The 23,834-nt window shown below is 71.8% G+C and carries 22 protein-coding genes; 5 read left to right on the forward strand and 17 right to left on the reverse strand.

Features of this window, described 5'->3' with window-relative positions:
• Nucleotides 1-262 precede the first annotated feature (262 nt).
• Entirely contained in the window at nucleotides 263-2,206 is a 1,944-nt protein-coding gene (locus ABZ707_RS20595) for a protein kinase (RefSeq protein ID WP_360176651.1), read from the forward strand.
• Nucleotides 2,207-2,289: 83 nt separating this feature from the next.
• Here ABZ707_RS20595 and ABZ707_RS20600 read toward each other — a convergent pair whose 3' ends face one another.
• The gene (locus ABZ707_RS20600; protein ID WP_360176654.1) at nucleotides 2,290-3,576 is read right to left on the reverse strand and encodes an adenylosuccinate synthase; all 1,287 of its coding nucleotides are present in this window, start codon (nucleotides 3,574-3,576) and stop codon (nucleotides 2,290-2,292) included.
• A gap of 206 nt (nucleotides 3,577-3,782) precedes the next feature.
• Here ABZ707_RS20600 and ABZ707_RS20605 point away from each other — a divergent pair, with 206 nt between their 5' ends.
• A complete protein-coding gene (locus tag ABZ707_RS20605) occupies nucleotides 3,783-4,628 on the forward strand; it encodes a diacylglycerol kinase (protein ID WP_360176657.1) in 846 nt (281 codons plus the stop codon).
• A gap of 107 nt (nucleotides 4,629-4,735) precedes the next feature.
• Here the strand turns inward: ABZ707_RS20605 and ABZ707_RS20610 are convergent, their stop codons facing one another.
• From ABZ707_RS20610 to ABZ707_RS20685, 16 genes are all read right to left on the reverse strand, one after another.
• The gene (locus ABZ707_RS20610; protein ID WP_360176660.1) at nucleotides 4,736-5,395 is read right to left on the reverse strand and encodes a response regulator transcription factor; all 660 of its coding nucleotides are present in this window, start codon (nucleotides 5,393-5,395) and stop codon (nucleotides 4,736-4,738) included.
• Complete coding sequence (locus ABZ707_RS20615; RefSeq protein ID WP_360176801.1) at nucleotides 5,392-6,639, reverse strand: histidine kinase; 1,248 nt, start codon at nucleotides 6,637-6,639, stop codon at nucleotides 5,392-5,394. Before ABZ707_RS20615 ends, ABZ707_RS20610 begins: the two co-directional genes overlap by 4 nt.
• A 206-nt stretch (nucleotides 6,640-6,845) precedes the next feature.
• Nucleotides 6,846-7,730, reverse strand: a complete 885-nt coding sequence (locus ABZ707_RS20620) for an alpha/beta hydrolase (protein ID WP_360176663.1) — start codon at nucleotides 7,728-7,730, stop codon at nucleotides 6,846-6,848.
• A 75-nt stretch (nucleotides 7,731-7,805) separates the two neighbouring features.
• Nucleotides 7,806-9,122: a kynureninase gene (kynU, locus tag ABZ707_RS20625; RefSeq protein ID WP_360176666.1), complete on the reverse strand. Its 1,317-nt coding sequence runs from the start codon at nucleotides 9,120-9,122 to the stop codon at nucleotides 7,806-7,808.
• A gap of 22 nt (nucleotides 9,123-9,144) precedes the next feature.
• Complete coding sequence (locus ABZ707_RS20630; RefSeq protein WP_360176669.1) at nucleotides 9,145-9,990, reverse strand: tryptophan 2,3-dioxygenase family protein; 846 nt, start codon at nucleotides 9,988-9,990, stop codon at nucleotides 9,145-9,147.
• 158 nt (nucleotides 9,991-10,148) lie between these two features.
• Entirely contained in the window at nucleotides 10,149-11,045 is an 897-nt protein-coding gene (locus ABZ707_RS20635; RefSeq protein ID WP_360176672.1) for a DUF3152 domain-containing protein, read from the reverse strand.
• A gap of 176 nt (nucleotides 11,046-11,221) precedes the next feature.
• Nucleotides 11,222-11,635, reverse strand: a complete 414-nt coding sequence (locus ABZ707_RS20640; protein ID WP_360176675.1) for a DUF3151 domain-containing protein — start codon at nucleotides 11,633-11,635, stop codon at nucleotides 11,222-11,224.
• Nucleotides 11,636-11,694: 59 nt separating this feature from the next.
• Complete coding sequence (locus ABZ707_RS20645) at nucleotides 11,695-13,158, reverse strand: MFS transporter (RefSeq protein WP_360176678.1); 1,464 nt, start codon at nucleotides 13,156-13,158, stop codon at nucleotides 11,695-11,697.
• Nucleotides 13,159-13,182: 24 nt separating this feature from the next.
• On the reverse strand, nucleotides 13,183-14,346 hold the full coding sequence (locus tag ABZ707_RS20650) for a MalY/PatB family protein (protein ID WP_360176682.1): 1,164 nt from the start codon (nucleotides 14,344-14,346) through the stop codon (nucleotides 13,183-13,185).
• Nucleotides 14,347-14,426: 80 nt separating this feature from the next.
• On the reverse strand, nucleotides 14,427-15,458 hold the full coding sequence (fbaA, locus tag ABZ707_RS20655) for a class II fructose-bisphosphate aldolase (RefSeq protein WP_360176685.1): 1,032 nt from the start codon (nucleotides 15,456-15,458) through the stop codon (nucleotides 14,427-14,429).
• A 204-nt stretch (nucleotides 15,459-15,662) separates the two neighbouring features.
• Entirely contained in the window at nucleotides 15,663-16,202 is a 540-nt protein-coding gene (gene pyrE, locus ABZ707_RS20660) for an orotate phosphoribosyltransferase (RefSeq protein WP_360176688.1), read from the reverse strand.
• 82 nt (nucleotides 16,203-16,284) lie between these two features.
• On the reverse strand, nucleotides 16,285-17,097 hold the full coding sequence (locus ABZ707_RS20665; protein ID WP_360176691.1) for an aldose 1-epimerase: 813 nt from the start codon (nucleotides 17,095-17,097) through the stop codon (nucleotides 16,285-16,287).
• Nucleotides 17,098-17,107: 10 nt separating this feature from the next.
• On the reverse strand, nucleotides 17,108-18,109 hold the full coding sequence (locus ABZ707_RS20670) for an SRPBCC domain-containing protein (protein ID WP_360176694.1): 1,002 nt from the start codon (nucleotides 18,107-18,109) through the stop codon (nucleotides 17,108-17,110).
• A gap of 94 nt (nucleotides 18,110-18,203) precedes the next feature.
• On the reverse strand, nucleotides 18,204-19,802 hold the full coding sequence (locus tag ABZ707_RS20675; RefSeq protein WP_360176697.1) for a polyamine aminopropyltransferase: 1,599 nt from the start codon (nucleotides 19,800-19,802) through the stop codon (nucleotides 18,204-18,206).
• A 111-nt stretch (nucleotides 19,803-19,913) separates the two neighbouring features.
• Nucleotides 19,914-20,432 (reverse strand): DUF2617 family protein, encoded by a 519-nt coding sequence (locus ABZ707_RS20680; protein ID WP_360176700.1) that lies wholly within the window; start codon nucleotides 20,430-20,432, stop codon nucleotides 19,914-19,916.
• Between the two features lie 318 nt (nucleotides 20,433-20,750).
• On the reverse strand, nucleotides 20,751-21,059 hold the full coding sequence (locus tag ABZ707_RS20685) for a hypothetical protein (RefSeq protein WP_360176703.1): 309 nt from the start codon (nucleotides 21,057-21,059) through the stop codon (nucleotides 20,751-20,753).
• A 448-nt stretch (nucleotides 21,060-21,507) separates the two neighbouring features.
• Here ABZ707_RS20685 and ABZ707_RS20690 point away from each other — a divergent pair, with 448 nt between their 5' ends.
• The 3 genes from ABZ707_RS20690 to ABZ707_RS20700 all read left to right on the forward strand — a co-directional run bounded on the left by ABZ707_RS20690 (nucleotide 21,508) and on the right by ABZ707_RS20700 (nucleotide 23,536).
• The gene (locus ABZ707_RS20690) at nucleotides 21,508-22,677 is read left to right on the forward strand and encodes a pyridoxal phosphate-dependent aminotransferase (protein ID WP_360176706.1); all 1,170 of its coding nucleotides are present in this window, start codon (nucleotides 21,508-21,510) and stop codon (nucleotides 22,675-22,677) included.
• 158 nt (nucleotides 22,678-22,835) lie between these two features.
• The gene (locus tag ABZ707_RS20695; RefSeq protein WP_360176709.1) at nucleotides 22,836-23,096 is read left to right on the forward strand and encodes a CopG family transcriptional regulator; all 261 of its coding nucleotides are present in this window, start codon (nucleotides 22,836-22,838) and stop codon (nucleotides 23,094-23,096) included.
• On the forward strand, nucleotides 23,093-23,536 hold the full coding sequence (locus ABZ707_RS20700; protein ID WP_360176712.1) for a PIN domain-containing protein: 444 nt from the start codon (nucleotides 23,093-23,095) through the stop codon (nucleotides 23,534-23,536). The genes ABZ707_RS20695 and ABZ707_RS20700 overlap by 4 nt, the downstream gene beginning before the upstream one ends.
• Nucleotides 23,537-23,834: the final 298 nt, after the last annotated feature.

Consider the following 23,834-nt stretch of genomic DNA (forward strand, 5'->3'; position numbering starts at 1 on the left):
CCCGGGCGGCCCCGCCGTGCGGCGCGCCCCGTCCCCAGGGCGGTCCGCCGTACCGGCCATGGCCCCGGGCCCGGTAACGTTCGCCCGCGAGCCAGGCGTCCCGGCGCGGCCGGATGCGCCGGATCGCGTTCGTACTGGCCGTACCCGCGTGACGCGGCAACGCAGCGGCCGGCCAGGGCGGCGAGCGGGGCGGACACCGCCGGGCGCGCCGCTTCTGACGGTTTCAGGGGCACTTCGGAGTACGAGGAGAGGCCGCGCGGCCATGGAAAAGCTCGCAGCAGGAGATCCACAACGCATCGGCGACTACCGGCTGCTGGCGCGCCTCGGCGCCGGAGGGATGGGCCAGGTCTATCTGGCCCGCTCCGACCGCGGCCGTACGGTCGCGGTCAAGCTCGTCCGCCAGGAGCTGGCCGAGGAGAAGCGGTTCCGCGACCGGTTCCGGCAGGAGGTGGCCGCCGCGCGGCGGGTCGGCGGCGCGTGGACGGCGCCGGTCCTCGACGCCGACACGGAGGCGGCGACGCCCTGGCTGGCGACGGGTTACATGGCCGGGCCCGCCCTCCAGTCGGTCGTCTCGGGGCCGCACGGCCCGCTGCCGGAACGCTCCGTGCGCATCCTCGCGTCCGGTCTCGCGCACGCGCTCCAGGACATCCACGCGGCCGGTGTCATCCACCGTGACCTCAAACCGTCCAATGTGCTGGTGACGATAGGCGGGCCGCGCGTCATCGACTTCGGCATAGCCCGCGCGCTGGAGACGGCCGGTGACAGCGATCCGACCCGGCCAGGCGCGCCGCTGGGCTCGCCCGGCTTCATGGCGCCGGAGCAGGTGCGCGGGGAGCGGGTGACCGCCGCGTGCGACGTGTTCTGCCTCGGCTCGGTCCTGGCGTACGCGGCGACGGGCCGGTCGCCGTTCGGCGCGGCCGATCCCCGGCAGGACACATCGCCGGCGCTGATGTTCCGTATCGCGCAGGAGGAACCGAATCTGTCGGGACTCCCGCGCTGGCTGGCGGAGTTGGTGGACGCCTGCCTCCAGAAGGACCCGGCCGAGCGGCCGACCACGAAGGACATCCTGGCCCGGGTCGGCGAGTTCTCCGACTCGGGGGTGGGGCCCGGCGGGGAGCCCTGGCTGCCGGTCGGGCTGCTCGCGCAACTGGGCCAGCACGCGGTGCAGTTGCTGGAGCACGAGAACCCGGCGGAGCAGACGCCCTCGTCGTCGGGCGTGGTGGCCCGGGTGGAGCCGCCGCCGTGGGTGGCGCCCGGGGTGAGCGGCATGCCGACGATGATCGTCGCCGCCGCGTCACCGGCCGCGGCACCGGCCGTGTCACCGCCTCCGGCCGGAGGGCCCGTCCAGGCGCCCGCCGAGGGGCTCTCCCCGGCGCCGAACGCGGCCCGGCCGCCCGGCCGCCCGGCGCAGGCGCTGCCACCGGCCGCGCGGACGCCGGCGCTGCCGCCCGGCGGCCAGGCGCCGCCGCTCACACCTGTGCCGCCGCAGGGGCAGCGGCCGTACGGCCATCCGCACCCGGGGCCCGGCGGCCCGGCTCCGACGCCCTACGCACCGCCTCCGCAGTACGGCGGCGCCCCCGGCCCCGCCGCTCCCCACGGTCCCGCTCCGGTGCCCGAGCCCGAACCCCGCAAGCGCGGCGCCTTCACCCTGATCGCCGTGGCGGTGATCGTCGCGCTCGGCGCGGCCGGCTCCGTCTACGCCTTCCTGGGCGGCGACAGTGCGAAGGACGACCGGGCGACCCGGGCCAGTGACTCCCAGGACCCGAAGCCGCCGGCCGGCGACGGGCCGGGCTCCTCCTCCCCTTCGTCCCCGGCGTCCGCCTCGCCCTCGCCGTCCGCCGAGAAGGGCGAGGTGCCGGCGGAGTACCTCGGCACCTGGACCGGCGGGGTCGGCACCGGCTCGGGCTTCAGCCCCCGCCGGCTCGTCATCCGCCAGGGCGACGTGGGCGAAACGGTCCTCTCCCTGACGGCCGACGGCCCGGCCGCGAACGGCGGCACCAGCTACCACTGCGTCTTCGAGGCGCCCCTGGCGTCCGCTCCCGCCTCCGGCGCCCCGCTGAGCATCGGCCCGTCCAAGGTCACCACCGGCGAACCGATGACCGCCTGCACCCCCGGGACGCCGACGGAGCTGACCATCCTGTCGGACGGCAGCCTGCGCCGGGTCACCACGACCGGGGACGCGCTGACCTACAAGAAGGCCGGCTGACCGGCCCCCGGACACCGGAGTGCCCCGGCGGCCTGACGGACGCCGGGGCACGGTACGTGAGCGGACGGGACGTCCGGAACGCCCTACTGGAGGAACGAGTTGATCTCGATCGTCTCCGTACGGCCGGGGCCCACGCCGATCGCCGAGATCGGCGCCCCGGACATCTCCTCCAGCGCCTTCACATATCCCTGCGCGTTCTTCGGCAGGTCGGAGAAGGACTTCGCCTTGGTGATGTCCTCGGACCAGCCGGGCAGGTACTCGTACACCGGCTTCGCGTGGTGGAAGTCCGTCTGGCTGTACGGGAGTTCCTCGACGCGCCTGCCGTCGATCTCGTACGCCACACACACCGGGATCTGCTCCCAGCCGGTCAGCACGTCCAGCTTGGTGAGGAAGAAGTCCGTGAGTCCGTTGACCCGGGTCGCGTAGCGCGCGATCACCGCGTCGAACCAGCCGCAGCGGCGGTCCCGGCCCGTCGTGACGCCCCGCTCCCCGCCGATGCGGCGCAGCGCCTCGCCGTCCGCGTCGAACAGCTCCGTCGGGAACGGACCCGCCCCCACCCGCGTCGTGTACGCCTTGAGGATGCCGATGACCCGGCTGATCTTCGTCGGCCCCACACCCGCGCCCGTACAGGCGCCGCCCGCCGTCGGGTTGGACGAGGTGACAAAGGGATACGTGCCGTGGTCGACGTCGAGCAGCGTGCCCTGACCGCCCTCGAAGAGGACGACCTTGCCCTCGTCGATCGCGTTGTTCAGCACCAGGGTCGTGTCGGAGACATACGGCTTCAACTTCGCCGCGTAGGTGAGCAGTTCCTCGACGATCTTGCCGGACTCTATGGCTCGTCGGTTGTAGAGCTTGGCCAGGACCTGGTTCTTGAAGTCGAGCGCCGCGTCGACCTTCTGGGTCAGGATCGACTCGTCGTACAGGTCCTGGACGCGGATACCGACGCGGTTGATCTTGTCCGCGTAGGTGGGGCCGATGCCACGGCCCGTCGTGCCGATCTTCCTCGAACCGAGGAAACGTTCGGTCACCTTGTCCATGGTGGTGTGGTACGAGGTGATCAGGTGAGCGTTTCCGCTGATCAGGAGCTTGGATGTGTCGACACCGCGCTCGTTGAGCCCGCTCAGCTCGGAGAGCAGGACGGCCGGGTCGACGACCACTCCGTTGCCGATCACCGGGATACATCCCGGTGAGAGGATTCCGGAAGGGAGGAGATGCAGTGCGTACTTCTGGTCGCCCACGACGACCGTGTGGCCGGCGTTGTTGCCACCCTGATAGCGCACGACATAATCCACGGAACCACCGAGCAGGTCGGTGGCCTTTCCCTTGCCTTCGTCACCCCACTGAGCACCGAGCAGCACAAGTGCGGGCACAGGCGTACACCCCTTCCGGGCGGGGCATGTCCAAGGTCGGGGGCGCACAAACGCCTTCCACGCGGCGTGTGTACGCCGTATGAGATCGCACAGCGTTGTACGACACAGCCCGAACCGTCGAACCGGTTGCCCCGGAATAGACGAAGCCCCTGGCGCAATAGCGCAAGGGGCTCTTGCACAAAGATGCTACCCGAGGAAGGACCGAGGTGTCGGCTCCAGAGCCCGCCTATGACGGCGCGCAGCAGCTTCTGGTGGTCATCGACCCGGTCGCCCGCCGGAGCGACGGTGAATCCGTGCGGATCGCGAAGGACGTACTGAGCGCGGGCGCGTCCGTGAAGATCTGCCTTCCGGACGGCCCGGAGGAGTTCGCGCGGGCGCTGGCCCGGCGGGGCGGCCGGCGGCCCGTGGTGATCGGCGACGACCGGGCGCTGCTCCGGGTGGTCGCCCTGCTGCACCGGGAGCGGGAACTGGCCTCCGGGTCGCTCTCGCTGGTGCCGGTGGGGGCCTCCGTGGAGCTGGCGCGTTCGCTGGGCGTGCCGACGGGCGCGGTGGCGGCGGCGCGCGCCGTGCTGGACGGGGCGGTGCGCCGGCTGGATCTGCTGGTCGACGACAGCGACGGGGTGGTCCTCGGCGATCTGCGGATACCGGCTCTGCCCGGCCGGGGCGCGCTCCCGGCCGTCCCGTCCGTCTGGGACACCTGCCGCTCACTGGTCCGCACGCTGGTACGGCCGGCCCCCGGCGCCCCGGCGGCCCGCAGCCACCGGCTGCGGGTGGAGGCGGACGGCGTGCTGCTGAGGGATCTGAACGAGCCGGTCGAGGGCGTGACGGTGCGCTCGCGCGGCGGCCGGGCCGAGGTCGTGATCCGTACCCACGCGGCGGCCGAGCCGCTCCGGGCCAGCGCGCTCTCCGTGACGGTGTCGGGCGCGGACTTCCGCTACCGGGCGGACGCCCGGGTCACCGGTCCGGTACGGACCAGGACCTGGACGCTGCGGCCGGGGGCATGGGGGCTGACGCTGCCGGCGGAGGCGTATTCGGGGCCCGACGCGGCATGAGGGCGGGGCCGGGCGCCCGACCGGTGACGGCCGGCGGCCCGGGGCCGGGCCGGGGCCGTGCGGTGTCCGGGCCCCGCTCACCCGTGTGCCACCGGCCGGGACCGGCGCTATCCCGGTGTGACCAGCCTCGCCTCGTACGCGAACACCGCCGCCTGGGTACGGTCCCGCAGCCCCAGCTTCACCAGGATGCGGCTCACATGCGTCTTGATCGTGGACTCCGCGACAACGAGATGCGCCGCGATCTCCGCGTTCGACAGGCCCTGCGCGATCAGGACGAGCACCTCCGTCTCACGTTCCGTGAGATCGCCCATCCGGGCCATCGCCGGGGCGCGCGGGGTCTCCGCCAGCTTGGCGAACTCCGTGATCAGCCGCCGGGTGACGGTCGGCGCCAGCAGCGCCTCGCCGGACGCGACCACCCGTACCCCGTCGGCGAGCTGCCGGGCCGAGGCGTCCTTCAGCAGAAAGCCCGAGGCCCCGGCCCGCAGCGCCTGGTACACGTACTCGTCGAGATCGAAGGTGGTCAGCACCAGCACTTTCGCGGTGGCGTCCGCCGCGACGATCTCGCGGGTCGCGTCGATCCCGTTCAGTTCCGGCATCCGGATGTCCATCAGCACCACATCGGGGCGCAGCGCGTCGACCTGGCGCACGGCCTCGCGGCCGTTCACCGCCTCGCCGACGACCTCGATGTCCGGCATCGCGTTCAGCAGGACCGAGAAGCCCTCACGGACCATCACCTGGTCGTCGACGATCAGCACCCGGATCGTCATGACGCGTCTCCGTCACGTACGGCGGCCACCGGGATGAACGCCGCGACCTCGTAGCCGCCGTCCTTCAGGAGATCGGCGGTCATCTCGCCGTTCAGCATCGTCACACGCTCCCGCATACCGGTGATGCCGTGCCCGGCGCCGGGCGACGGTTTGACCGGGCCGCGCGGCGGAGTGTTGACCACCCGCAGGCCCAGCCCGCCGAGCACATACGAGATCTCGACCCGCGCGGCCGAGCCCGGCGCGTGCCGCAGCACATTGCTGAGGGCCTCCTGGACGATGCGGTACGCCGACAGTTCGACGCCCTGCGGCAGCTCGCGCACCGCTCCGGTGACGGTCTTCTCCACCGTCAGACCCGCGTCCCTGACATTGCCGAGAAGCCCTTCGAGGTCGGCGAGCGTGGGCTGCGGGGCGTCCGGCGCCTGGTAGTCCTCCGCCCGTACGACGCCGAGGACACGGCGCAGCTCGGTCAGCGCGGCGACGGCGTTCTCCCGGATCGTGGTGAAGGCCTGCTCCAGCTCGGGCGGCGGATTCTCCACCCGGTACGGGGCGGCCTCCGCCTGGATCGCCACCACCGACATGTGGTGCGCGACCACATCGTGCAGCTCGCGGGCGATGGTGGTGCGCTCCTCCAGCAGAGTGCGCCGGTCGCGTTCGACGGCGGTGACGCTCTGCTGCGCGGCGACCTCCTGCTTCGCCTCGCGGCGGATGTGGAACGCGGTCACCGTCAGCAGCACCAGCGCGGTGACAAAGAGCAGCGGCACGGTGTTGGAGCCGTAGTAGCCGCCGTTCAGGAACGCCTCGGCGAACAGCCCGTACGCCGCCGTGAGCAGCCACATCCAGGCCGCCGTGCGCGGCCGGGTGCGGATCGCGGCCACCGTCGTCACCACGAGATACGCGGCGAACGCCCCGGGGGTCCAGGGCCAGCCGTCGAAGCCGTTGCCGGCCACCAGGCTGAGCAGGCCGTTGCCGACCAGGAGGATCCACCAGGCGCCGACCGGCCTGACCAGCGTGAGCAGCACCGGCACCACGGGGAAGAGGTCGAGCACGCCGCCGTTGCCGACGCCGACGAGAAGCACCAGCAGCGCGGCCGCGACGACCAGGGCGTGCGGTGTCCAGGCCGCGTACTCCCGTATCCGGCCCGGCAGCCGGCCGACCAGCGGACCGTCCGTCCGCATGGGGCCCAGCGGACGGTAGGCGAAGGCATCGTGGAAGAGGTCCTGGCGCAGGCCGCCGAGCGCGCCCATGGCCAGGCGGAACTCGGGGCTCCGGGTCTTCCCGGTATCTGTCTCGGTCACGTTGCCACGGTAGGCGGGGACACGGACGGAGTCGTCACCAGCGAAGCGGATCCTCCGCCGTCCGTCCCAGGTACTACACAGTCCCACCAGGCACGGAGCGGATCCGGGTGCGACGCCTCACACCGGCCCGGGACCGCCGGCGCCGGCCGGGCGTTTCACCAGGCGAGCTGGGCGATCTCCTCCGCCACCACCGCGCACGCGTCCGCCGCCGGGTCGACGAGCGGGAAATGGCCGACGTCCTCCAGCAGGGTCAGCCCGACCGTCTCGCCCGCCCTGGCCGCGGCGTCCACAAACGCCTCGGCGACGGCATACGGCACGGTCAGATCCGTACGGCCCTGGACCACGGCCGTCGCGATTCCGGTCGGCAGCAGCGCGGCCGGATCGGCGCTCTCCCTGCGCTGTTTGAACTCCTTCTCGCCGCCGAGCAGTTGCAGGACGGCGCCACCGCACACATCCAGCTCCACGGCGCGTACGAGATCCGCGATCGGCGCGAGCGCCACGACTCCGCGCAGCGGCGGCGGTTCCGGCAGCCACCAGGGCGAGCCCTCGGGCAGCACATGCCTGGCCGCCGCCCACAGCGCGAGCTGACCGCCGGCCGAGTGCCCCGTCACCACCACGCGCCGCGCGTCGGCCCCCGGCAGCGCGTCCGCGACCAGCGCGGGCAGCGCGTCCAGGGCCGCGGCCACATCGTCGAAGGTCTCCGGCCAGCGTCCCGCGACCGGTCCGCCGCCGTCCCCCGGCGCGCTCTCCCGGCCCCGCCGGTACTCCACATTGGCGACGGCGAAGCCCCGGCGGGCCAGGAAGTCCGCGAACGGCGAGAGGTGCGCCCGGTCGTACGGCGCCCGCCACGCCCCGCCGTGCACCACGACGACCAGCGGCGCCCGCTCCTGGCCGCCCCGGGGCGCGTAGAAGTCGATCACCTGGTCGGGATGCTCGCCGTACGCGGCGGTGGCATCCGGCCGGACGGCCGGTCGTGCGAAGACCGATGCGGTCTCGACGGCGTCATGAGCAACGGCGTCGTGCGCGGCGGGGTCCGGCATGTTGCTCCAACCTTTCGGTGCTGGGGCCGAATTGACCTGATCAGCGGGGACGGTATCAGCCTCGAAGGGGAGCGATCACACCCCTCGGTCCCCCTGCTCACCGGCCGGCCGCCCCGGCACCTCCGCCAGCACCTCTCCGAGCACCCGCGCCGCCCGTTCCGCGTCGGCGAAGCCCACATAAAGCGGGGTGAATCCGAAGCGCAGGACGTCCGGCCTGCGAAGGTCGCCGATCACGCCGCGGGAGATCAGTTCCGCCATGACCGCCGGTGCCTCGGCGCAGCGCAGGGCGACCTGGCTGCCGCGTTCGGCATGGGCGGCGGGCGTCATCGAGCTGACCCGCCCGGCCGGGGCGTACGCCGCCACGCACTCCAGGAAGAAGTCCGTGAGCGCCAGGCTCTTCGCCCGCACCGCCTCCACGCGTACTCCCTCCCAGACGTCGAGGGCCGCCTCCAGCGCCAGCATGGAGAGGATGTCCGGGGTGCCGACCCGGCCCCGGACCGCGCCGTCCGCCGCCGCGAAGTCCTGGGCCATCGCGAACGGATCGGTGTGCGAGTTCCAGCCCGGCAGCGGGGAGTCGAAGGCGGCCTGGTGGCGCCCGGCGACATAGAGGAAGGCGGGCGAACCGGGCCCGCCGTTCAGGTACTTGTACGTACAGCCGACCGCCAGGTCCACGCCGTGCTCGTCCAGCCCGACCGGCAGGGCGCCCGCGCTGTGGCACAGGTCCCAGACGACCAGCGCCCCGGCCGCGTGCGCGGCCGCGGTGAGGCCGGGCAGATCGTGCAGGCGGCCGGTGCGGAAGTCGACATGGTTGACCAGCGCCACGGCCGTCCGCGGGCCGAGCGCCCCGGCAAGCTCCGCCGGGTCGACGGGCACGATCCGCCTGCCGGTCATCCGGGCCGCGGACCGCGCGATGTATCCGTCCGTGGGGAAGGTGGTGGCGTCCACCAGGATCTCGTCCCTGGCCGGATCGGCGGCCTCCGCGAGGCGTACGGCCGCCACGACCGCCTTGAAGACATTGACGCTGGTGGAGTCGCCCACCACGATCCGGCCGGGTCCCGCGCCGACCAGCGGCGCGATCCGGTCGCCGATGCGCTCCGGCGCGGTCCACCAGCCGCCCTCGGTCCAGGAGCGGATGCGCAGCTCGCCCCACTGCCTGGTGATGACGTCCTGAAGGCGCTCGGGCACATGGCGGGGCAGCGCGCCCAGCGAGTTGCCGTCGAGATAGACGGTGTTGTCGTCGAGCGTGAACAGCTCGCGCAGGCCGGCCAGCTCGTCCTCGGCGTCCAGCGCCGCGGCGCGACCGGCGAGGGACGGGGACTGCTGCCCGGGGCCGTTCACCGGCACGGACACCGGCCCGGCCTGCGGCTCTTCGGTGGCGAGGGACTCAGACATGGCTGCTTCGGTGGAGAGGGACTCAGACATGGCTGCGCGCCGTCCACAGCTCGGGGAAGACGCTCTTGGTCGCCCGTTTCTCCAGCCAGGCCACGCCCGCGGAGCCGCCCGTACCGGTCTTGGAGCCCATCGCCCGCCGGGTCGCCACCAGGTGGTCGTTGCGCCAGCGCCACACCAGCTCGCCGACGTCCGTCAGCGCCTCACCGAGCCGGACCAGCTCGGTGTGCCGGTCCGGCTCGCCGTAGATCCCGGCCCAGATCTCCTCGATCACGGGCGACGGCTCGTACCGCTGCGAGAGGTCCCGGCCGAGCACCTCCGCCGGGACCGGCAGCCCGCGCCGGGCGAGGAACCGCAGCACCTCGTCGTACAGGCTCGGTTCCTGGAGCGCCTTCTCCAGCTCGGCGTGGACACGCGGCGCGCCCCGGTGCGGGACCAGCATGGACGCGGACTTGTCACCGAGCAGGAACTCCAACCGCCGGTACATCGCCGACTGGAAGCCGGAGCCCTCACCGAGCGCGCCGCGGTACGAGTTGAACTGCGCGGGAGTGAGCTGGCCGAGCGGCTTCCAGGAGGCGTTGAGCGCCTCCAGCTCGCGTACGGACCGCTTGAGCGCGTCGACCGCGACGGCGGGGCGGTCCTCGCGCAGCGCGCGGGAGGCCGTCTCCCACTCGTGCACGATGACGGTGAACCACAGCTCCATGACCTGGGTGGTGACGAGAAAGACCATCTCACCGGGGTCGTCCGAGCGAAGGTGCTGCAAATGGGTGAGGACGTCCGCCTGGACGTAGTCCTCGTAGGGGGTGGTGCCGGCGAAGTCGAGATTCGGGGCGTCCGAACCGGCTCCGGGGGCATCGGGGTGCTGCGACATTTCTGTCTCCTCGACATCGCTACCGGGTAGCGGTCCGCCCCTTCCTTGCCGTTACGGAGCTCCGGTCCCCTGCGGGCATCATAATCGGGCCGCGGACACCCGGCTCCGCCGCCCGTCGGCGCTCCGCCACCCGGCCGCACTCCGCCGGCGGACGGATCTCAGAGCTTCGGACCGGTGATGTATGTCCCGTTCTCGTCGTAGGGCCAGGCATTGGCCCGGCAGCCGTCGAGGCCCTTGATCTGCTGCATCATCACCGGCGCGAGATGGCCGGGACCGGAGCAGCCCAGGTGCTGGCGGATGCCGATCTCATGCCCGACCTCATGGTTGATGATGAGGTGCCGGTAGTCGGCGGCCGGCCCGCCGAACATCGGCGATCCCAGCATCCAGCGGCGCAGATTGACCACGACCCCGTCGACGGTCTCGCAGTTCAGCTCGCCGTGGGTATCGAGCCCCTGGGCGAGGCAGAGCCGGTCGGCGGTGGCCGGGGTGGCTATCCGGATGACGAAGTCGGCGTTCTTCGAGACGAGCTGGAAGGACCCCCGGCCGTGCGCGGCCCAGCTCCGCGGGTGGGCCAGGATCTCCTGTATCTCGGCGGCGGCCTCCGAGGCGGATATGTCGACCCCGTCCTCGACCTGCACCCGGTAGCGGCGCAGCGGCCCCGAGCCGACCCGGTCGCCGTGCGTCCGGGCCGTGGTGAAGGTGCCGGGCCCCGAGGCGGGCACCGTGGGCGGCTTCGGCGAGACGGAGGGGCTCGCCGCGGGCTTCTTGGACGCGCCGGCGCGCGCGGACGGCGAGGGCGGCTGCTTCGGCGGGACCGACGCGGTGGGGGCGGGCCGGGGCGAGACCAGGACCTCCGCGACCTCACCGGCCCCGGACGGGTCCGGCCGGTGCCCGTCTCCCTGCCAGGAGGCGAGCGCGGCGCCACCGCCGACGAGCACGGCGGCCAGGCCGAGTCCCGCCAGGGTTATATGGGTGAGGGAACGACGGCGATTGCTTCCGCTACCGCGTGAATGTCCGCGACGGCGGCCCCGGCGGGCGACGGCACGCTTGACCATGACTGACTTCTCCCTGTGAGACCGGCCCTGGGGATGAGGTGAGTGGGGGGCCTCGCGCCGGGTGCGACTGGTGGTTCCGCCGCGCCTGCGATCGTACAGACCGAAGGCCCGCGCCCTGGGAGATGGGCGGGGCCTCCGAAAGGTTCCACGACGGGACCTTTGATCAAACGGGCTGCTCAGCCGAGGGTGTCCGCCGCGAGCGGCGACGAGTCGCGCAGGAACGTCGAGCAGCGCTCGTACTCGCCCTGCTCACCGATGGCCTGCGCGGCGCGGGCGAGCGCGTGCAGAGCGCGCAGGAAACCGCGGTTCGGCTCGTGCTCCCACGGCACCGGGCCGTGCCCCTTCCACCCGCTGCGCCGCAGCGCGTCGAGCCCGCGGTGGTAACCGGTCCTGGCGTACGCGTACGACTCGACGACCCGGCCGTTCTCAAACGCGACGTCGGCGAGCTGCGCCCAGGCCAGAGAGGAGGTCGGATACTTCGCCGCGACATCGGCGGGCGCCGTCCCGTTCGCGAGCAGCTCACGCGGCTCGGGATCGTCGGGCAGATGTGTGGGGGGCGGTCCCCCGAGAAGGTTTTCATGGATGGACATACGTACAGTCTGCCCTGCCCGCTCCCGGGCCTCGCGCCGGCGGCCGGGGCGGCCGGGCCCTACGGCTGGGGCGCCGGGCGGTCCCCGGGTCCTTCCGCTTTCAACGGTTCCAGCGGCGGCGCCGTCAGGGCGCAGTTGACCCTGCACTCGGGCAGTTCGGCCGGCTCCCGGGGCTTGCGGACCAGCCAGAAGGCGATCACCGCGCCCAGCACCATCACTCCCGCGACCATCGGCATCGCGCGGTGGAACGCCGCGTCGAACTGCGTCGGCGAGCGGTACGCCTCCTGGCCCATGCCCGCCAGCAGCGGCAGCGCGGCCACCGCGAGCAGACCGGCGGCGCGGGCCACCGCGTTGTTGACGCCGCTGGCCAGTCCGGCCCTGGCGGTGTCCACCGAGCCGAGGACCGTCGCGGTCAGCGGTGCGACCAGGGTCACCAGACCCAGCCCCATCAGCAGCAGCGCGGGCAGCACATCCGCCAGATAGGAGGAGCCCCGGCCCACCCGCAGCATCAGCAGCAGTCCGCCCGCGCACAGCAGCGGCCCCACCGTGAGCGGGATACGGGGACCGATCGTCTGTCCCAGCGCTCCCGACCGCGCCGAGAGCAGCAGCGACAGGATGGTGGTGGGCAGCAGGGCCGCGCCCGCTCCCAGCGCCGAATAACCCACGACGACCTGAAGCTGGAGCGGAATGAGGAAGAAGAATCCGCCGATCGCCGCGTACACGCACAGCGTCACCAGGTTCACCGAGCTGAACTGCCGGGACGCGAAGATCGACGGCGGCAGCATCGGGTCGGGCCGCCGCCGTTCGACCAGGACGAAGACCACGGCGACCAGCACACCCGCGACGCCCTCCCAGAGCGCCTCGGCGATCAGCGCGTAGGTCACCAGCGCCAGCGCCGCCGCCGCGAGCACCGCGCCCAGCACATCGAACCGGCCGTGCTCCGCCGGGTCCTTCGACTCCGGCACATGCCGCAGCGCCACCGGCACACAGATCGCGGCCAGCGGCACATTGAGGAAGAACACCCAGCGCCAGCCGGCCCCGTCCACCAGCCAGCCGCCGACGAACGGCCCGATGGCCGCGCCGACCCCGCCGAAGCCCGACCAGAGCCCGACGGCCCGCGCGCGGTCGTCGGGATGGAAGGTCGCCTGGATGATCGCGAGCGATCCCGGCACCAGCAGCGCACCGCCCACACCCTGGAACGCCCGCGCGATGATCAGCACTTCGACATTGGGCGCGATCCCGCACACCAGGGAGCCGATCGCGAACCACACCACACCGAGGACGAAAACACTCCGCCGTCCGTACCGGTCACCGAGCGAACCGCCGAGCAGGATCAGCCCGGCGAGCGTGAGCATATAGGCGTTGACGGTCCACTGAAGGTCCGCCAGATCCGCGTTGAGACTGTCCCCGATATGAGGCAGGGCGACATTGACGACGGTGGAGTCCAGCATGGCCATGCTGGAGCCGAGCACCGTCGTCAGAATGACCCACCGGCCCCTGGCCGAGGACAGTCGGATGTCCATATCCGGATCATCCCTGGCCGGGGACTAGGACGCTAGCCGGCCGAGGGCACGGATCAGGGCGTCGGTGCCCTGTTCCGCCTTCGCCCTGGGACAGCCCACGTTGAGCCGCACAAAGCCCGCGCCGCCGTAGGTGGTACCCGGCATGATCGCGACTTTCTCACGCTCGATCAGCTCGCGCTGGAGCGCCTCGTCGTCGACACCGAGCGGCCGGAGGTCGATCCAGGCCAGATAGCCGGCCTCCGGCGGCCGCCACCCCAGCGCCGGAAAGGCCGAGTTCAGCCGGTCGGCGACCATCCGCAGGTTTCCCGCCACATACGCCGTGAGCGCGTCCAGCCAGGGGCCGCCCTCGCGGTACGCGGCGACATGGGCGGTCAGCGTCAGGACGGCGGGCGAGGCGAGACCCTCCGCCGTCTCCATCCGCCGCAGAAAGGCCGCGTGGTCCCCGGGGTCGCCGATGATTCCGTACGAGCCGCTCAGCGCGGGAAAGTTGAATGCCTTGGAGCCGGAGGTGATGAGGGCCCAGCGGCCGGTGCCGAACCGCGTCCAGGGCAGGTGCCGGTAGCCGTCGGGTACGGACTCGGCGTGGACGAAGTCGGCGTGGATCTCGTCACTGATGACGGCGACGCCGTAGGTCCTGGCCAGCCGGGCGAACTCCGTCAGCTCGGCCTCGGTCCACACCCTGCCGGTGGGGTTGTGCGGCGAGCAGAGCAGCAGCACCTTGCTGCCGGGCCGGGCGAGCTGTCGCTCCAGGGCGGCGGTGTCGCCGACCGGGGCGCCGCGCAGTTCCCGGCCCAGACCGGATATCGCCTTGAGGAAGCCGTCATAGGTGGGGGTGTGGACAACGATGCCGTCCCCGGGCTCGGTCCACATCCGGAGCAGTTGCGAGAGCTGGTTGAGCACGGACGGCGCGTACACCACCCGGTCGGTGTCGATGTCCGTGGCGTACCGCGTCGCGAACCAGTGGCGGATCGCGGACAGGAACTCGTCATTGCGCCAGTCGCTGTACCCGAGCACCCCATGGGCGAGGCGCCGCTGAAGGGCGTCGAGCACCTCGGGCGGCGAGGCGAAGTCCATGTCCGAGATGGTGAAGGGGAGCAGCCCGTCGACGCCGAAGCGGTCCGAGACGCCGTCCCACTGCACGCACCAGGTGCCCGTGCGGTCGATGGCGGTGTCGAAGTCGTAGCCCATGGTGATTCCCCTCCGGGCACAGCGCGGGCCCGGCATCGTCCGGGATGCCGGGCCCGACGTACGGAACGTCTTACGTGGGCCTACTTGAGCTTGGTGCCCGTCGAGCGCAGCGCGGCGCACGCCTCGGTGACACGCCCGGCCATGCCGGCCTCCGCCACCTTGCCCCAGGTACGCGGGTCATACGCCTTCTTGGAGCCGACCTCGCCGTCGACCTTCAGCACCCCGTCGTAGTTGCGCAGCATGTGGTCGACCACGGGCCGCGTGAAGGCGTACTGGGTGTCGGTGTCGAGGTTCATCTTCACGACGCCGTTCTCCAGCGCGGTGGCGATCTCCTCGGCCGTGGAGCCGGAGCCGCCGTGGAAGACGAAGTCGAAGGGCTGGCTGCCGGCGGGCTTGCCGTACTTGGCGCTGACACCCTCCTGGAGGTCCTTGAGCAGCTCCGGGCGGAGCACGACATTGCCCGGCTTGTAGACGCCGTGGACATTGCCGAAGGACGCGGCCAGCAGGTAGCGGCCCCGCTCGCCCAGGCCGAGGGCCTCGGCGGTACGCAGCGCGTCGTCGACGGTGGTGTACAGCTCGTCGTTGATCTCGTGGGTGACGCCGTCCTCCTCGCCACCGGTCGGAGTGATCTCGACCTCAAGAATGATCTTGGCGGCGGCGGCCTTGGCGAGCAGCTCCTCGGCGATGGCCAGGTTGTCCGCGAGGGTCTCGGCGGAGCCGTCCCACATATGCGACTGGAAGAGCGGGTTACGGCCGGCCTTGACGCGCTCGGCGGAGATGTCGAGCAGCGGACGCACATAGCCGTCCAGCTTGTCCTTGGGACAGTGGTCGGTGTGCAGCGCGACGGTGATGTCGTACTTGGCGGCGACGACATGGGCGAACTCGGCGAGCGCGACGGCGCCGGTCACCATGTCCTTGTTGTACTGACCGCCGAGAAATTCGGCACCACCGGTGGACATCTGGATGATGCCGTCGCTCTCGGCCTCCGCGAAGCCGCGCAGCGCCGCGTGCAGGGTCTGGGACGAGGTCACATTGATGGCCGGGTAGGCGAACTTGCCTGCCTTCGCCCGGTCGAGCATCTCGGCGTAGACCTCGGGGGTTGCGATGGGCATCGGGCCGCTCCTTGTGATGTGCGGGTGTGAGGTGCTTGTCCCTGACCTGGGGGCGACGTCATCGTCAGCCCCATCTTTCCAGACTCTTGTACGGGGTCCACCTGGAGCACCGCCTCTACGGCGACGCGGGCTGGACTGTTTCACGTGAAACAGTCCAGCCCGCGTCGGAAGTGCAGGTCAGGCCCGGTCAGGAGGCGGAAAGGATCAGCCGAGGCCGAGCTCGTCCAGCGAGTAGACATTGATGTACGGCAGCCCGGCCTCCGCGATGGCCGGCGCGGCGCCCCGCTCCACGACGACCGCGACGGCGACGACCTCGCCGCCCGCCTCGCGGACCGCCTCGACGGCGGTCAGCGGCGAACCACCGGTGGTCGAGGTGTCCTCGACCACCAGACAGCGGCGGCCCTTGACCTCCGTGCCCTCGATGCGGCGCTGCATGCCGTGCGCCTTCTGCGCCTTCCGTACGACAAACGCGTCGAGCCGCTGCCCGCGCGCGGCGGAGGCGTGCAGCATCGACGTCGCCACCGGGTCGGCGCCCAGGGTCAGCCCGCCCACGCAGTCGTAGTCCAGCTCGGCGGTGGCATCGAGCATGACCTGACCGACCAGCGGCGCGGCATGACCGTCCAGTGTGATCCGGCGCAGGTCGATGTACCAGTCGGCCTCCAGCCCCGAGGAGAGGGTCACTCTGCCGTGCACCACGGCCTTGTCCTTGATCAGTTGGAGCAGCTCAGCCCGTACATCACTCATGGCCCTGAGCTTAGGCCCTGCCCGGTCGGACGGGTTTTTGGAGGAGCCCGCACCCCGGCCGGACCACGCTCCTCCGGTCCTCTCAGTCCTGGAGCCGGCGCCAGCTCCAGGTCGCCGCGATCTCCAGCGGCTCCAGCGGGGTGACCAGCTCCGGCAGGGTGTTGAGCCCGTTCGGCGGACCGGACTGCGGCTCCACACAGACCGCCTCGGCCTGCTCGTCGTAGACCACGACCCACTCGGCACGGCTGGCGACCTTGAGCTCCAGCAGGCCGGGCCAGGTGAGGGTGACATCAACGCCGTCCGGCATGCCGAAGCAGTCGTCCCAGGGACCGGGGAGCGGCGGGATACGGCGGCCGGTGGGCAGATGGTCCTCGCCCCGCTCCTCCTGCCACGCCGGGGTGAAGTCGATCCGGGCGCCGCCGTTCTCGCCGGCGCCGGCGGGATCGCGCAGGAACCAGGGGTGCCAGCCGGCCTGCGCGGGAAACGAAGTGTCGTACGTCTCCACCGCCAGCGCGAGGCTCAGCGAGTCCTCGGTCAGCTCGAAGGACTGGGTGACCCGGCCGCTGTACGGCCAGGGTTCGGCGAGGTCGTAGGTGAAGACCGCCTCGCGCTCTCCGGCGCGCGCGGTGTCCCAGGCCGTGTCCCGGCCGGTGCCATGGATCGCGTGCGGTGGGGAGTTGAGCGGCATCTGCCGGACCACTCCGCCGTTCCGGAACTGCCCGTGCTCGATCCGCCCGCACCAGGGCACCATGGGGAAACAGCCGTACCGCTCCCCTTGGCGCAACAGTTCGGTCCCGGCGACCCGCAGACTGCTGATCCTGCAGCCGTTCGCCGGGCTGATGGTCAACTCGGCGTCGCCCGCCGCAAGTCGGATGCTCTCTTCGCTGCTACTCACGCCTCCGACACTACTTGCGGCGCCGCAGTGCGCGCCCGACCACCACCGCGGAGGCGAGTGCGAGCGCGGCGGCGGGGGCGACCCAGCGGAGTGTGATCCCCGCGCCGGCCGCCTCGGGCGGCGGCACCGGCGCGTACCGTCCACGCGGCGGCGCGTGGTCGACCTCTTCGGCACTGCGGCCGATCATGGTGCGCCGGGCATGCGCGGCCTCGGCGGGCGGCTCGTCGGGGATGAGGAAATCGCCCTCCCCCGAGGCGGTCTCGCCGTCGAGCGGAGACGGCGGCATGCCGGCATCGAAGAGGGACTCGTCGTGCTCGTCCGAGGCGTCGGGCTCGGCGGGATCTTCGGGATCACCGGGCTCGTCGGAGGCTTCGGGATCGCCTGGCTCGTCGGGATCACCTGACGCGCCGCGTTCACCGGCGGCGCGTTCACCGGCGTCCGCAGCGCCGGGGGCCGCACCCTCCACCCGGACGGCCGCGTCCGCCGGAGGCTCGGCGGTGACCCCGTCCTGGGGGATGTCCGGCAGCGGGTCGGCGGCGGTGTCCGCGGACGACGGCAGCCCCGGCTCCGCCGAGGGCTCCGGCCCGGCGGCCTCGTCGCTCAGGCGCGCCACGAAGCGGTCCACCAGGCGGTGCGCGGCGGCCTTCACCGTCTGGGCGGGGAGTTCCGTCAGACGGCCCTCCGCCCGCGCCCCGCCCCTGAACACGAGCGTCGTGCCGTCCGCCGTCTCCGTCAGCCGCACCGTGAGCGTCAGCTTGACGGAGCCCGTGCCGCGGATCTCCGTGCCCTCGCCCTCCGCGGTGAAGACACCGTCCTGTTCGGTGAGCGCCAGGGCGCCCCGGTAGGTGATCGTATGGCCGCCGATACGGATTCTGAGGCGGCCGGAGAGCGGGCCCGCCGTCTCCTCCGCGTCCTGTTGGAGGCCCGGGACGCAGCGGGCGACCCGGGCGGGGTCCCGCAGCGCCTGCCGGAGAGTCTCTGCCGAAACCGGAACGAACACCTCATGCTCCATGGAAGCCGAGCCTACTCAGACCGGGCCGCCGGGGCGCCTCCCTGCGCGAAACCGGCACAGATGATCGGCCCAGGACCCCTCGGACGTACCCGCGTCAGTAGGCGTACCGGGGATGCACCAGAGTCGACGGCCGCAGCCCCGGCACCCGTGTCCGCTCCGCGCCCCGCGCGCCCGCCGCCAGCGCGGACCCTGCGAGGGAGCGCAACGGAGGCGCGTCCGCCGCGAGGCCGAGCCCGGGCGGGGCCCCCAGCTCCGCCAGCACGAATCCCCAGTCGCTCGCGGCCGGTCTGCCGTCCTTCACCCGGTCGGGTCCCGCGGCGAAACGGGACGGCCGTCCCGTCGCGCGGTACGGACTGGTGCTGAACCCGGCCGCGTGCAGGGTCGCGTCGACCGTCCAGTACACGCGCGGCTGGGCGGAGGGCGATCCCGCGTGCACGGCCAGCCGCCCGCCGCCCGCGAGGACCCGCGCGGCGAGGCCGTAGAACTCCTCGGAGTACAGCTTCATGCTGGGCGTGATCCCCGGGTTCGGCAGATCCGAGATGACGACGTCATACGTCTGGTGGCGCTCCTCCCGCAGCCAGGTGAACGCGTCCGCGTACACCGCCCGCACCCGGGGATCGCGGTACGCGTGGCCGTTCAGCGCCGACAGCGCCGGGTCCGTACGGGCCAGCCGGACCACCCCCGGGTCGAGTTCGACCACGGTGACCGAGCGGACGCCCCCGTACCGCAGGACCTCACGCGCGGCCAGCCCGTCGCCCCCACCCAGAATCAGCACCCGCCGGTGCGGTCCGCGCATCGCCGGATGGACCAGCGCCTCGTGGTAGCGGTACTCGTCGCGTCCGCTGACCCGCAGCCGTCCGTCCAGATAGAGATCCGGCGGCCCGGCCCGGCCGCCGGTGAGCACGACCTCCTGGACCTCCGTGTGGACGGCGACCCGCACGCGCTCCCCGTACACCGCGTGCCGCGCCGCCCGCTCGAAGTCGTCCACCCGGACCGCCGCGGTGGCCAGCAGGGCCAGTACGACGACATTGACGGTCACCAGCAGCCGGCGCGCGGACGGTGTCAGATCGCGGCCGAAGACCCACAGCACCAGCACCGCGCCCGCCACCGCGTTGACCGCGCCGGTCAGCAGCGCCCCCGTGAGCTGTCCGAGCCACGGCAGCAGCAGGAACGGGAAGGCGAGACCGCCGACGAGCGCGCCCACGTAGTCGGCGGCGAACAGATCGGCGACGGTCCCGCCCGCGTCCTGCCGGGAGACCCGCTGGATCAGCGTCATCAGCAGCGGGATCTCGGCGCCGATGAGGACGCCGATGCCCAGCGAGAAGCCGACCAGGGCGTACCGGGACTCGCCCAGCCACGCGAAGCTCGCGTACAGCACCAGCGCGGAGGAGCCGCCCAGCAGCGCCAGCGCCGCCTCCAGCAGCCCGAACCCGACCGCGGCCCGGCAGCGCAGCCGCTTGGCGAGCAGCGAGCCGAGCCCCATCGCGAAGACCATCACCGAGAGGACGACGGACGCCTGGGTGACGGAGTCCCCGATCAGATACGAGGCCAGCGCGACCAGCTCCAGCTCGTACACCAGCCCGCAGGCGGCGCAGACGAAGACCACCGCGAGGATCAGGAAACGCCCCGCGTCCGGGCGCACGGGCAGTCGCGTCTCGCCCTGGGGCGGCGTGGACACGTGCTGCTCGATCATGACGGCCACGCTACGTCGCCGCGCCGGAGCAGCTTGTCACCCACACGGGTGTAACTGGTACGGGTTGAGCAGCAGCGCCGGGCGGGGCTCCTCGCCCGTGACCACGGGCGACTACAGCACCGCGGGCATACGGACTCCGACCCGCGTCCGGGTCACCACGAGCCGGCCCTCCTGTGGATACGCGTGCCAGGTACGCCAGCGCACCTGGCCGCCGTCGGACTGCGCGAGCATCGCGGTGAAGGCGTACGGGGAGCCGGGAAAGGTGCCCGCCAGGCCGTTCGGATGGTCCGCGACCAGCGCGAGCAGTTCCTGGGCGCGCCCGGCGAACGAGCCGCGCGAGAGGTTCTCGACGCGCGCGGCGAATTCGTACTCCCAGTCCCCGATGCGTTTGGAGACACCGAGCGGCAGCGGCGTACTGCTGCCGGGGATACAGGCGACCGTCTCGGAGCAAGTACCGCGGTCCTCCTCCAGAAGGACCTGGTGGGACGCGCCGAGCAGTCTCAGTTGAAGGCTCGCGCCCGCGAGGTCGAGGTCGAGGACGGCGAGGGCGGGGAGCGGCTCCCGGCCCAGCGCCCACGCGAGATCGGCGGCGCGGGTGTCGGAATAGGCGGTATGGAGGGTTGTGAGCATGGGTCGGCTCCGCAAACACGCTTGACTGATGGACCGGGAATCTCCCGGACCGTGAATGAGGGCGCTTGTGGGGGAGGTCGCCTGCTCGGTTCCCATTGAGGTCCGAGGGCTGGAAGCTCTCAACAGCGAGGGAATCATGAACTACCGGACGCTCACAGCGATTTTACCCAACTTGGCTGGGTTTCCATCCCCGCGAGCGCTCTTCGGTTCATCTGTTCAACAGAAAACGGAGGAGAAAGCCAACATGGCTGTGCCCGGCGGGAGTTCATCCCCACCGGGCACCCTCTGCCCCTCGCGGACCAGCTCGCGGACCAGCCGTCAGCTACCGCCGCCGCATCCACCGCCTCCGCCGCACGACGAGCCGCCCCCGCTGGAGGAACCGCCCCCGCAGGACGAGCTGTTGACGGCACAGGACGAATGCCCGTCACCGCAGGTGTAGTTGCTCCCGCCGGACGCGCCGGCGCCGCCGGCGCCACCGGCCCACCAGCTCCCCCGGTTGCGCCGCTTCGCACCCTTCTTCTTCAGCGATGCCGTACGGGCGCGCGCGCCGTCCTTGGTGCTCAGCCGCACCACGAACCCGATGAGCACCACCACGCCCAGTACGACCGCCAGTCCCAGAATCACCATCGTCCCCACCGTCCCTCAGTTCCCCCGAAGCGAGGCGTCCGCGCCTTCGCGTGACCGGCCTCGCATCCGACCGGCTTCCTCCGTGACGGGGATGTCCCCTCGCCCTGCTGAAGCCAAAGACGACTTGAGCAACTCCAGAGGTTCCACCCGGGACGGCCGCCATGACACGCGTACGGAACACCGCAGCTCGCACCCTGGGGAGTCGCGGGAGGGGCCGGGCGGAACCACGATCACCGCGGAGACAGCGGCTCCGGCCGTACGCATCCGAGCGATCAATCTCGGCCATCCGCACGACCTGCTCCTTCCCGGGCGGAAGGCCGGCCGGGCCGCGTCTTCCGCCCGCGCCCGTCCAGCTCGCCTCGTCGGCCGGTCGCCCGCAGGCCGGCGGGGACGGCACTACGCTTCAGGTCGTACCGCCGGAATTCGGGTGAGGAAAGATGGTGCGCACATGAGCGGCAGGCCGTTGCTGAACCGCGGGCTGGACGGACTGGGCACGACGATCTTCGCGGAGATGTCGGCCCTCGCCACCGCCACCGGTGCCATCAACCTCGGCCAGGGCTTTCCCGACACCGACGGCCCCGCCGAGATCGCCGAAGCGGCCGTACGGGCCATCCGCGAGGGCAAGGGCAACCAGTACCCGCCCGGCCCCGGCATCCCGGAGCTGCGGACCGCCGTCGCGGAACACCAGCGACGCTTCTACGGCCTCTCCTACGACCCGGAGACGGAGATCCTGGTCACCGCCGGAGCCACCGAGGCGATCGCCGCCGCCCTGCTGGCCCTGCTGGAACCGGGCGACGAAGTCATCGCCTTCGAGCCCTTCTACGACTCCTACGCCGCCTGCATCGCGATGGCCGGTGCGAAGCGCGTACCGCTCACCCTGCGCGCCCCTTCGTTCCGCCCCGACCTCGACGCCCTGCGCGCGGCGGTGACCCCCCACACCCGCCTCCTCCTGCTGAACTCACCGCACAACCCGACCGGCATGGTCCTGACCCGCGACGAACTGGCCGCCATCGCCGAGCTGGCCGTCGAACGCGACCTCCTGGTCGTCACCGACGAGGTCTACGAACACCTCGTCTACGACGACGCCGAGCACATCCCGCTCGTCTCGTTCCCCGGCATGCGCGAACGCACCGTCTCAATTTCCTCAGCCGGCAAGACCTTTTCGTTCACCGGCTGGAAGGTGGGCTGGGTCACCGGTTCGCCGGAGCTGGTCGCTGCCGTGCGCACCACCAAGCAGTTCCTCACTTATGTCGCCTCCGGGCCCTTCCAGTACGCCGCCGCCGAGGCGCTGCGGCTGCCGGACAGCTATTTCGCCGCCTTCCGCGACGATCTCCTGGCCAAGCGAGACCTGCTGGCCGACGGCCTCGCTACCGCCGGCTTCAGGGTCTACCGTCCCCAGGGCACGTACTTCATCACGACGGACATCGCCGACCTCGGCGAGAAGGACGCCCTCACCTTCTGCCGCGCCCTCCCCGAACGCAGCGGCGTCGTCGCGGTCCCCAACTCCGTCTTCTACGACGACCCCGACGCCGGCCGAACCCAGGTCCGCTTCGCCTTCTGCAAGCGGGAGAGTGTGCTGGAAGAGGCGGTGACCCGCCTCAAGCGGTTGGCGGTCTGACGGGGCGCCCACAAGAACGTCCGCCGGGTTGCGGGGGGGGCGGGGCATGCTCACGGACCCGGTCCAACAACGTCCCGCAGCTCACGCGATGTCTTTCGGATGCCGCGCAGAGGCGCCCACGCATGCCCCACCAGTGGTACATGGACTGCTTTTGGTACATGTCCATGAAGCGAACGAACGTCTATGCCGATCCGGAAGATCTCGCCATCATCAAGGAAGCCGCCGCTCGCCGCGGTATCAGCGAGGCCGAGATCATCCGGCAGGGGATCCATCTCGCGGCCATGGCGAACCGCGTCTGGGACGAACCGCTTTTCTCCCGAACCTTCGAAGGCCCGGGGCGCACTCCTTCCCAGGAGGACGTCCGGGACGCTGTGGCCGACGCCGTCCGGCGCGAGGGCGGCTCCGGGGCCACCGCGTGATCATCGTTGTCGCCGACACTTCGGGGCTGCTGGCCGCGCTCGACTCCAGACACCCGGAGCGGCAAGGAGCCAACGAGGCGATCATGGCCGCCGGTCTCCTCGTGATGTCCCCGCTGCTGCTCGCCGAGATCGACCACGTCGCGACCCGCGAGCTGGGACGGGAGGCGGCGGTCAGCGCGATCGACGACATCAGCCGGTGGATGCGGGCCGGTCGGATCGTCGTGCCGGAAATCACCGAGGCCCACCTCTCAGCCGCACAAACCCTGCGAGCCCGGTATGCCGCGCTCAACCTCGGCCTCGCGAACGCCGTGAACGTCGCCCTTGCCGCTGAGTACGACACGGACGCCATCCTCACTCTCGACCGCCGCGACTTCCGCGCCGTGCGCCCGCTCGGCCGCCACAAGTCCTTCCGCCTCCTGCCCGACGACTTGCCCCTGTGACCGAATGAGCGCGTGAACCTCTGCACACGCGAGACCGTCCTCGTCGAAGACGCCCCCGCCTCCGGCGCCTCAGGCTGTGTTCCGATCGCTACGGGGCCCGCCCCCGCCCGGCACAGCACCTACGGCAGAGCCCGGCCGGGCCGTGATCGCGCTGATCACGGCCCGGCCGGGCTCTCGTCCGGCTGGGGCCGTCGCCGCGGGCGGGCGGGCCGCCCCCCCCCCCCCGGGGCGGCGGGGGTGCATATCGGTAAAAAAAACCCAAAGAAAACAGTAAAAAATAAAGGAATAAGAGAGTGCG

This window comes from Streptomyces sp. NPDC006923, assembly GCF_040635655.1.
GTDB lineage: Bacteria > Actinomycetota > Actinomycetes > Streptomycetales > Streptomycetaceae > Streptomyces.